Below are 6,260 nucleotides of genomic sequence, written 5' to 3'. Positions count from 1 at the left end.
CCGCCGGCGGAAGCCCATTGCCAGGTGGCCGTTACTCGGTGCGGCCGGAGAGCTGCTCGACGATCTTCAGCAGCGCGGAGTGGTCGAGCCCGCCGTGGCCCTGGTGCTTGAGGGCGCCGACGAACTGGGCCACCTGGGCGCCCAGCGGAATCGCCACGCCGGCCTCGCGGGCGGCGGTGGTCACGATCTTCATGTCCTTGTCGTGCAGGGCGATACGGAAGCCCGGCTGGAACTCGCGCTTGCGCATGGCCTCGCCCTTGCGCGCCATGACGGTGCTGCCCGCGAGCCCGCCGCCGAGGACCTCCAGACCAGCCTCGGTGTCGACGCCGTGCGCCTCCAGGAAGACGAGCGCCTCGGCCACGAGCTGGATGTTGCCCGCGACGATGAGCTGGTTGGCGGCCTTGACGGTCTGACCGGCGCCGTTGGGGCCGACCAGGACCGGGGTGGTGCCCAGGACGTCGAAGATCGGCTTGGCCGTGTCGAAGTCCTCCTGGCCGCCGCCGACCATGATGGACAGCTTGGCCTCGATGGCGCCCGCCTCACCGCCGGAGACGGGTGCGTCCAGGACGCGGAAGCCGCGCTCGGCGCCGGTCTCGGCGAGGGTGCGGGTCACGTCCGGGCGGATGCTGCTCATGTCGATGACCAGGGCGCCGGCCTTGGCGTTGTCGTAGACGCCGCCCTCGCCGACCAGGACCTCCTCCACCTGCGGGGAGTCCGGGACCATCGTGATGACGACGTCGGCGCCGGCGACGGCCTCGGCGATGCTGGCCGCGCCCTTACCGCCACCCGCCACGAGCTTGTCGATGGCGGCCTGGTCGAGGTTGTAGCCGGTGACGCTGTACCCGGCCTTGACCAGGTTGGTGGCCATGGGCAGACCCATGATGCCGAGTCCGATGAAGGCGATGTTGCTGTTGGCGGGCATGTCCGCCCCTTTCGTGGCTGTCGTTGGCGGGTGGGTCGAAAGCGAGCTGGGTGGGGCCCCCCGCCCCGAGGGCGTACGGGGCGGACGGCCCGCCGGCGGTCACCGTGGGCTGGTGACCGCCCGTCTGGGACGCGCTGGTCAGCGCTTGAGCCAGCCGAAGCTCTCCGGGGAGGGCACGGTCGGCTTGTACTCCAGGCCGACCAGGCCGCGGTAGCCGCGGGCCTCTGCGTCGGTGAGGAGTTCGTCGAGGGGCAGCGAACCGGTGCCGGGCTCACCGCGGCCGGGCGCGTCGGCGATCTGGATGTGGCCGAACTCGGCGGCGTGGTCGCGCACGACCGCGGCCACGTCGTCGCCGTTGACCGCCAGGTGGAAGAAGTCGGCGAGGAGCGCGACGTTGGCGGCCCCGGCCTCCTTCACCTCGGCGATGAACGCGAGGGCGTCGGCGGCCGTCTTGAGCGGGTAGTCCTCGGAGCCGCTGATCGGCTCGACGAGGACGGTCCCGCCGACCTTGGCCACGCCGTGGGCCGCCGCGACCGTGTTCTCCAGGGCCAGGCGGTCCTGCTCGGCCGGGTCGACGCCCTCCTGGCGCAGCCCGTAGAGGGCGTTGAAGCCCGTGGTGCCGGTCCGCTCGGCGATGCGCGCGACGACCTCGATGTTGGCCGTGAACTCGTCACTGCGGGAGGGCTGGGACAGGACGCCGCGGTCCGGGCCGGGCAGGGCCCCGGCGAAGAAGTTGAGGCCGCTCAGCCGAACGCCGGCGTCGTCGATCGCGGAGACGAAGGCGTCGATCTCGTCCTGCGCGGGCGTCGCGCTCTCGAACGGCCACCAGAACTCCACCGCGTGGAAGCCCGCGTCGCGCGCGGCCTTGGGGCGTTCGTTGATGGGGAGCTCGGTGAACAGCAGCGAGCAGTTCACCGTGTAGCCCAACGCGTGGCTCATGGCTGGCCTCCGTCACCTTGTGTTCCGCATTGCGGAAAGTAGTTTTCGCTTGAAGGAATAGTCTGAGTGTGCGGCCCTGGCGTGACCTTGTCAACCACCGGACGCGGACCCGGCCACCGAGAACCCGCCCGGAGAACACCCCCGACCCCCTCCCGCGCCACCCATCCCGCTCGCCCCACCGGGAAGATCGCCTGATCTTCGTGCGAGCGCACGAAAATCGGACTTTTTCGACAATCACCCCTTGCCAGTGTTGACAAGATCACACGGTCTGGAGTTAGAGTCCCTCCATCCGCCATACGGAAACATCCCTCTGCACTACGAAAAACACCCGGTGGATCTGTGGGAACATCCAAGTGACGTGAGCGGGTAGGGACCCCTCACGGGAGTCACCGCACCCACCGGACAGGGGAGAGAACAGATGCCCGAGACCAACGCGCGAGAGCCGGACGGGGCCACCGATCCGGGTCTGGCGCGCCTGAACGCCCTGTCACGGGCGGATCTGCGCGTCGAGCTCGCCCAGTGCCTCGACATCGACCGCTGGGTCGACGCCGTGGCCGAGCAGGCGCCCTACGCCGACCGGCGCACCCTCACCGAACTCGCCGACAAGCACGCGCGGGAGATCACGGAAGACGAGGTCGCCTCCGCGCTGGCCCGCCACCCGCGCATCGGGGAGAAGGCCCGGGGGAAGGGAACCGAGGCGCGGTGGTCGCGCGGTGAGCAGTCCGCGTTCGCCGCCGACTCCGACGACGCCTCACTGCGTGTCCAGCGGATCTTCGAGTTCGCCCAGGGCGAGTACGAGGGCCGGTTCGGCCAGATCTACCTGGTCTGCGCCAGCGGCCGGTCCAGCCGTGAACTCCTGGCCGACCTGGTCGGACGGCTCGACAACGACCTTCCCGGCGAACTGCGGGTGGTCGCGGAGGAACTCCGCAAGATCTCCGGACTCCGACTCGAGAAACTCCTGGACGCCGCATGAGCCACGTGACCACACACATCCTCGACGCGTCGCTGGGCCGGCCCGCCCGTGACGTCCCGGTCCGCCTGGAGGCCGCCACCGACGCGGAGCGCACCTCCTGGAAGACGGTCGCCGAGGGCCGCACCAACGACGACGGGCGCGTACCCGACCTGGGGCCCGAGCAGCTCTCCGCCGGGTACTACCGCGTCGTCTTCGACACCGCGGCCTACTTCGCGGCCACCGAACAGAAGGGCTTCTACCCCGAGGTCACCATCGTCTTCGACCTCGCGGACGAGGACGCGCACTACCACGTGCCGCTCCTGCTGAGCCCGTTCGCCTACTCGACCTACCGGGGTTCCTAGCCGGATCGGCGCGGGCCGACGAGCCCGTCGGGGAACACTGACCGAAGGGAGCGCGACACGCCCGAGTTCCGACAGTCCTAGGCACACGACCCTCTTCGAGTGCGTGACAGGTCCTTCCGCATGTCCACAGCGGTCCTCCCTCGTGCGCACGGCGCGGGCGCGCGGCGCCCGGCGCGAAACGACGACTTCATGTACACACATGAAATGGAGTACGCCCTGATGGGTATCCGACTCGGAGACAACCAGTACGGCAAGGCCGAGGTCCGCCTCGTCCACGTCAACCGCGACACCGCGGTCCACCAGATCAAGGACGTCAACGTCACCTCGCAGCTGCGCGGGGACCTGGAGACCGTCCACACCGTCGGCGACAACAGCAAGTGCCTGCCGACCGACACCCAGAAGAACACGGTCTACGCCAAGGCCAAGGAGTGGGGCGGCGTCGGCGCCATCGAGGACTTCGCGCTCAGGCTGGCGCGCCACTTCGTCGACGAGCACGACTATGTGTACGGCGCCCGCCAGGAGATCCAGGAGTACTCCTGGGACCGCATCGCCACCTCGCACGGCCCGCACGACCACGCCTTCTCCCGCAACGGCGCCGAGACCCGCACCACCGTGGTCAACAAGGACGGCGACAAGGAGTGGGTGGTATCCGGCTTCGAGGGCCTGACCGTCCTCAAGTCCACCGGGTCCGAGTTCCACGGCTACCCGAAGACGAAGTACACCACCCTCAAGGAGACGGACGACCGGATCCTGGCCACGGACGTCACCGCCCGCTGGCGCTACGTCGGCACCGACCTGGAGTTCGACAAGCTCTACTCCTCCATCCGCGCCATCTGCCTGGAGGCGTTCGCCGAGACGCACAGCCTCGCCCTCCAGCAGACCCTGTACGAGATGGGCAGGGCCGTCCTGGAGGCGCACCCCGAGGTCGCCGAGATCAAGTTCTCCATGCCGAACAACCACCACTTCCTGGTGGACCTGTCACCGTTCGGCCTGGACAACCCGAACGAGGTCTTCTTCGCCGCCGACCGCCCCTACGGCAAGATCGAGGCCACGGTCGAGCGCGACGACGCTCCCGACGCCGGTGACGCCTGGAAGGCCGTCCCCGGTTTCGTGTAAGGAGCCCGAGCCCCGGGGCCCGTCAGGGCGTACGTGGTGGATGCCGCCCGTCGGGCAGCAGAGTATGTGTCCGCCACGCGTGCCCTCATAGCCGGTCGGGCCCCGGCCCTGTTCCCCGCCCCGCACCGCGGGAAGCACCGCCCGAGGCGACGGCGCCTCGCTAGCCGCGCGCGCACGCGGCTGACGCACCGCTCTTCGGCGTACCCGGACACGGACCGCCGTACCGGTGGACATCACCGGGCCCACGGGCCCGAGAGAGCGGCCACCCCCGCCGGTGGCCAACAATCGCAAAGGCTGGAAACTGGCCATGTCGAACAGTCCGTCCGCGAAGGACTCGGCCACAACGAACGCCTCAGCCCACCCGTCGCCCTCCAACGCCCTCGGGCGCTTCGCGAAGGGATGGGCTACCACCCTCAACGGACGCCTCCGGCGCGGTACCTCCCCCGCCCGCGCTGAGGACGAGAAGCTCCCGCTGCGGTTGCAGGTCGTCTACGCGTTGCAGCACATCTTCACCATGTACGCCGGTGCGGTGGCACCGGCCCTGGTCATCGGCGCCGCCGCTGGACTCGCGAACGAGCCCGCCGCCATGGGCATCCTCGTCAGCGGCGCGCTCCTGGCAGCGGGGATCGCCACCCTCCTCCAGACGGTCGGGCACAGGCGCGTCGGCGCGCAGATGCCGATCGTGGTCGCCTGCTCCTTCGTCCCGGTCAGCGCCATCACCTCCCTGGCGGCCGGGTCGAACGGGGAGAACCTGCCCGTGGCCTTCGGCGCCTCGATGGCCGCCGGGGTCTTCGCCCTGGTCATGACGCCGTTCTTCGGGCAGCTGATCCGTTTCTTCCCCCCGATCGTCACCGGCACGATCATCACCGTCATCGGGGTCAGCCTGATGCCGGTCGCCGCCCGCTGGATCATGGACGGGGGCACCCGGACCATGGAGGACGGGTCGACGGTGGCCGCCGCCCCGCTGGCCAATCTCGCGCTCGCCGGGGTCACCCTGGTGATCATCCTCGTCTGTTCCCGCGTGCTCCCAGGCATCTGGGGACGCCTGTCCGTGCTCCTCGGCCTGGTCGCGGGCACGCTGGTGGCGGTGCCGTTCGGCATGGCCGACTTCAGCCGGGTCGGCGAGGCCGACATCGTCTTCAACCCCGCCTCGGTCTTCTACTTCGGCGCGCCCCGCTTCGAGCTCGCCGCCGTCCTCACCATGTGCGTCATCATGCTGGTGGTCCTGACCGAGGGCGCCTCGCACATCATCGCGGTCGGCGAGATCACCGGGTCGAAGGTGGACGCCAAGCGCATCTCCGCCGGTCTGCGCGCCGACGTCAGTGGTTCGATCATCGGCCCCGTCTTCAGTGCCACGCCCACCAGCTCCTTCGCCCAGAACATCGGGCTGCTGGCGCTGACGGGCATCCGCAGCCGATTCGTCGTGGCCACGGGCGGCGTCATCCTGCTGGCGCTCGGCCTGTTCCCGGTCCTGGGTGGTGTGATGGCCGCGCTGCCCACCCCCGTCCTGGGCGGTGCCGGACTCGTGCTCTTCGGCAGCGTGGCCGCCAGCGGCGTCAAGACCCTCGGCAAGGTCGACTTCACCAACAACCTCAACCTGGTGCTGGTCGCGACGTCCATGGGCGTGGCGGTCATCCCGCTCGCCTACCCGACCTTCTACGCCTTCCTGCCCGAGTCCGTGGAGATGATCGCCCACTCCGGCATCATCGGCGCCGCCCTGGTGTCGGTGCTGCTCAACATCTGCTTCAACGTGGTCGGACGGGGGGCCGCCAAGACCACCCCGGCCGACATCGACGCCACCGAGATCGGCAGCGCCGGTCCGGGCGAGGCCAAGTACACCGACCAGGCCGGCGCGGCCTACCGGGGTGAGGGACCGGAGGCCGTCGACGACACCAAGGAGTGACCGTCCCCTGACGCGGCGCGGTGGCGCCCGGTTCGACCGGGCGCCGCCGCGCCTTCCCGTCACTCG

At 69.9% G+C, this 6,260-nt stretch carries 6 protein-coding genes; 4 read left to right on the top strand and 2 right to left on the bottom strand.

Translation table 11 applies throughout. From position 1 onward, the window contains the following. Positions 1-31: 31 nt before the first annotated feature. Positions 32-922, bottom strand: coding sequence for a 2-hydroxy-3-oxopropionate reductase (locus tag D471_RS0116100; protein WP_017599574.1), 891 nt, complete (start codon positions 920-922; stop codon positions 32-34). A 138-nt stretch (positions 923-1,060) separates the two neighbouring features. Continuing rightward, the gene (locus D471_RS0116095) at positions 1,061-1,861 is read right to left on the bottom strand and encodes a hydroxypyruvate isomerase family protein (protein ID WP_017599573.1); all 801 of its coding nucleotides are present in this window, start codon (positions 1,859-1,861) and stop codon (positions 1,061-1,063) included. Between the two features lie 418 nt (positions 1,862-2,279). Between D471_RS0116095 and D471_RS0116090 the strand changes: the two genes are divergently transcribed. The 4 genes from D471_RS0116090 (at position 2,280) to D471_RS0116075 (ending at position 6,194) form a co-directional block, all read left to right on the top strand. Continuing rightward, positions 2,280-2,834: a 2-oxo-4-hydroxy-4-carboxy-5-ureidoimidazoline decarboxylase gene (locus D471_RS0116090; protein ID WP_017599572.1), complete on the top strand. Its 555-nt coding sequence runs from the start codon at positions 2,280-2,282 to the stop codon at positions 2,832-2,834. Beyond that, entirely contained in the window at positions 2,831-3,175 is a 345-nt protein-coding gene (gene uraH, locus D471_RS0116085; protein ID WP_017599571.1) for a hydroxyisourate hydrolase, read from the top strand. Before D471_RS0116090 ends, uraH begins: the two co-directional genes overlap by 4 nt. Before the next feature lie 219 nt (positions 3,176-3,394). Then, positions 3,395-4,291: a factor-independent urate hydroxylase gene (gene pucL, locus D471_RS0116080; protein ID WP_026127782.1), complete on the top strand. Its 897-nt coding sequence runs from the start codon at positions 3,395-3,397 to the stop codon at positions 4,289-4,291. Between the two features lie 307 nt (positions 4,292-4,598). After that, positions 4,599-6,194 (top strand): nucleobase:cation symporter-2 family protein, encoded by a 1,596-nt coding sequence (locus D471_RS0116075; RefSeq protein WP_017599569.1) that lies wholly within the window; start codon positions 4,599-4,601, stop codon positions 6,192-6,194. Positions 6,195-6,260: the final 66 nt, after the last annotated feature.

The sequence above is a fragment of the Nocardiopsis lucentensis DSM 44048 genome (genome assembly GCF_000341125.1).
GTDB classification, from domain to species: Bacteria; Actinomycetota; Actinomycetes; order Streptosporangiales; family Streptosporangiaceae; genus Nocardiopsis; species Nocardiopsis lucentensis.
The sequence above is the reverse complement of the archived record's forward strand: the minus strand, read 5'-3'. Positions and strand labels throughout refer to the sequence as shown.

What these genes read in the sequence shown, in the direction of transcription:
- D471_RS0116100 (WP_017599574.1), bottom strand. Translation starts at nt 922, where the DNA reads ATGCCCGCCAACAGCAACATCGCCTTCATCGGACTCGGCATCATGGGT.
- D471_RS0116095 (WP_017599573.1), bottom strand. Translation starts at nt 1,861, where the DNA reads ATGAGCCACGCGTTGGGCTACACGGTGAACTGCTCGCTGCTGTTCACC.
- D471_RS0116090 (WP_017599572.1), top strand. Translation starts at nt 2,280, where the DNA reads ATGCCCGAGACCAACGCGCGAGAGCCGGACGGGGCCACCGATCCGGGT.
- uraH (WP_017599571.1), top strand. Translation starts at nt 2,831, where the DNA reads ATGAGCCACGTGACCACACACATCCTCGACGCGTCGCTGGGCCGGCCC.
- pucL (WP_026127782.1), top strand. Translation starts at nt 3,395, where the DNA reads ATGGGTATCCGACTCGGAGACAACCAGTACGGCAAGGCCGAGGTCCGC.
- D471_RS0116075 (WP_017599569.1), top strand. Translation starts at nt 4,599, where the DNA reads ATGTCGAACAGTCCGTCCGCGAAGGACTCGGCCACAACGAACGCCTCA.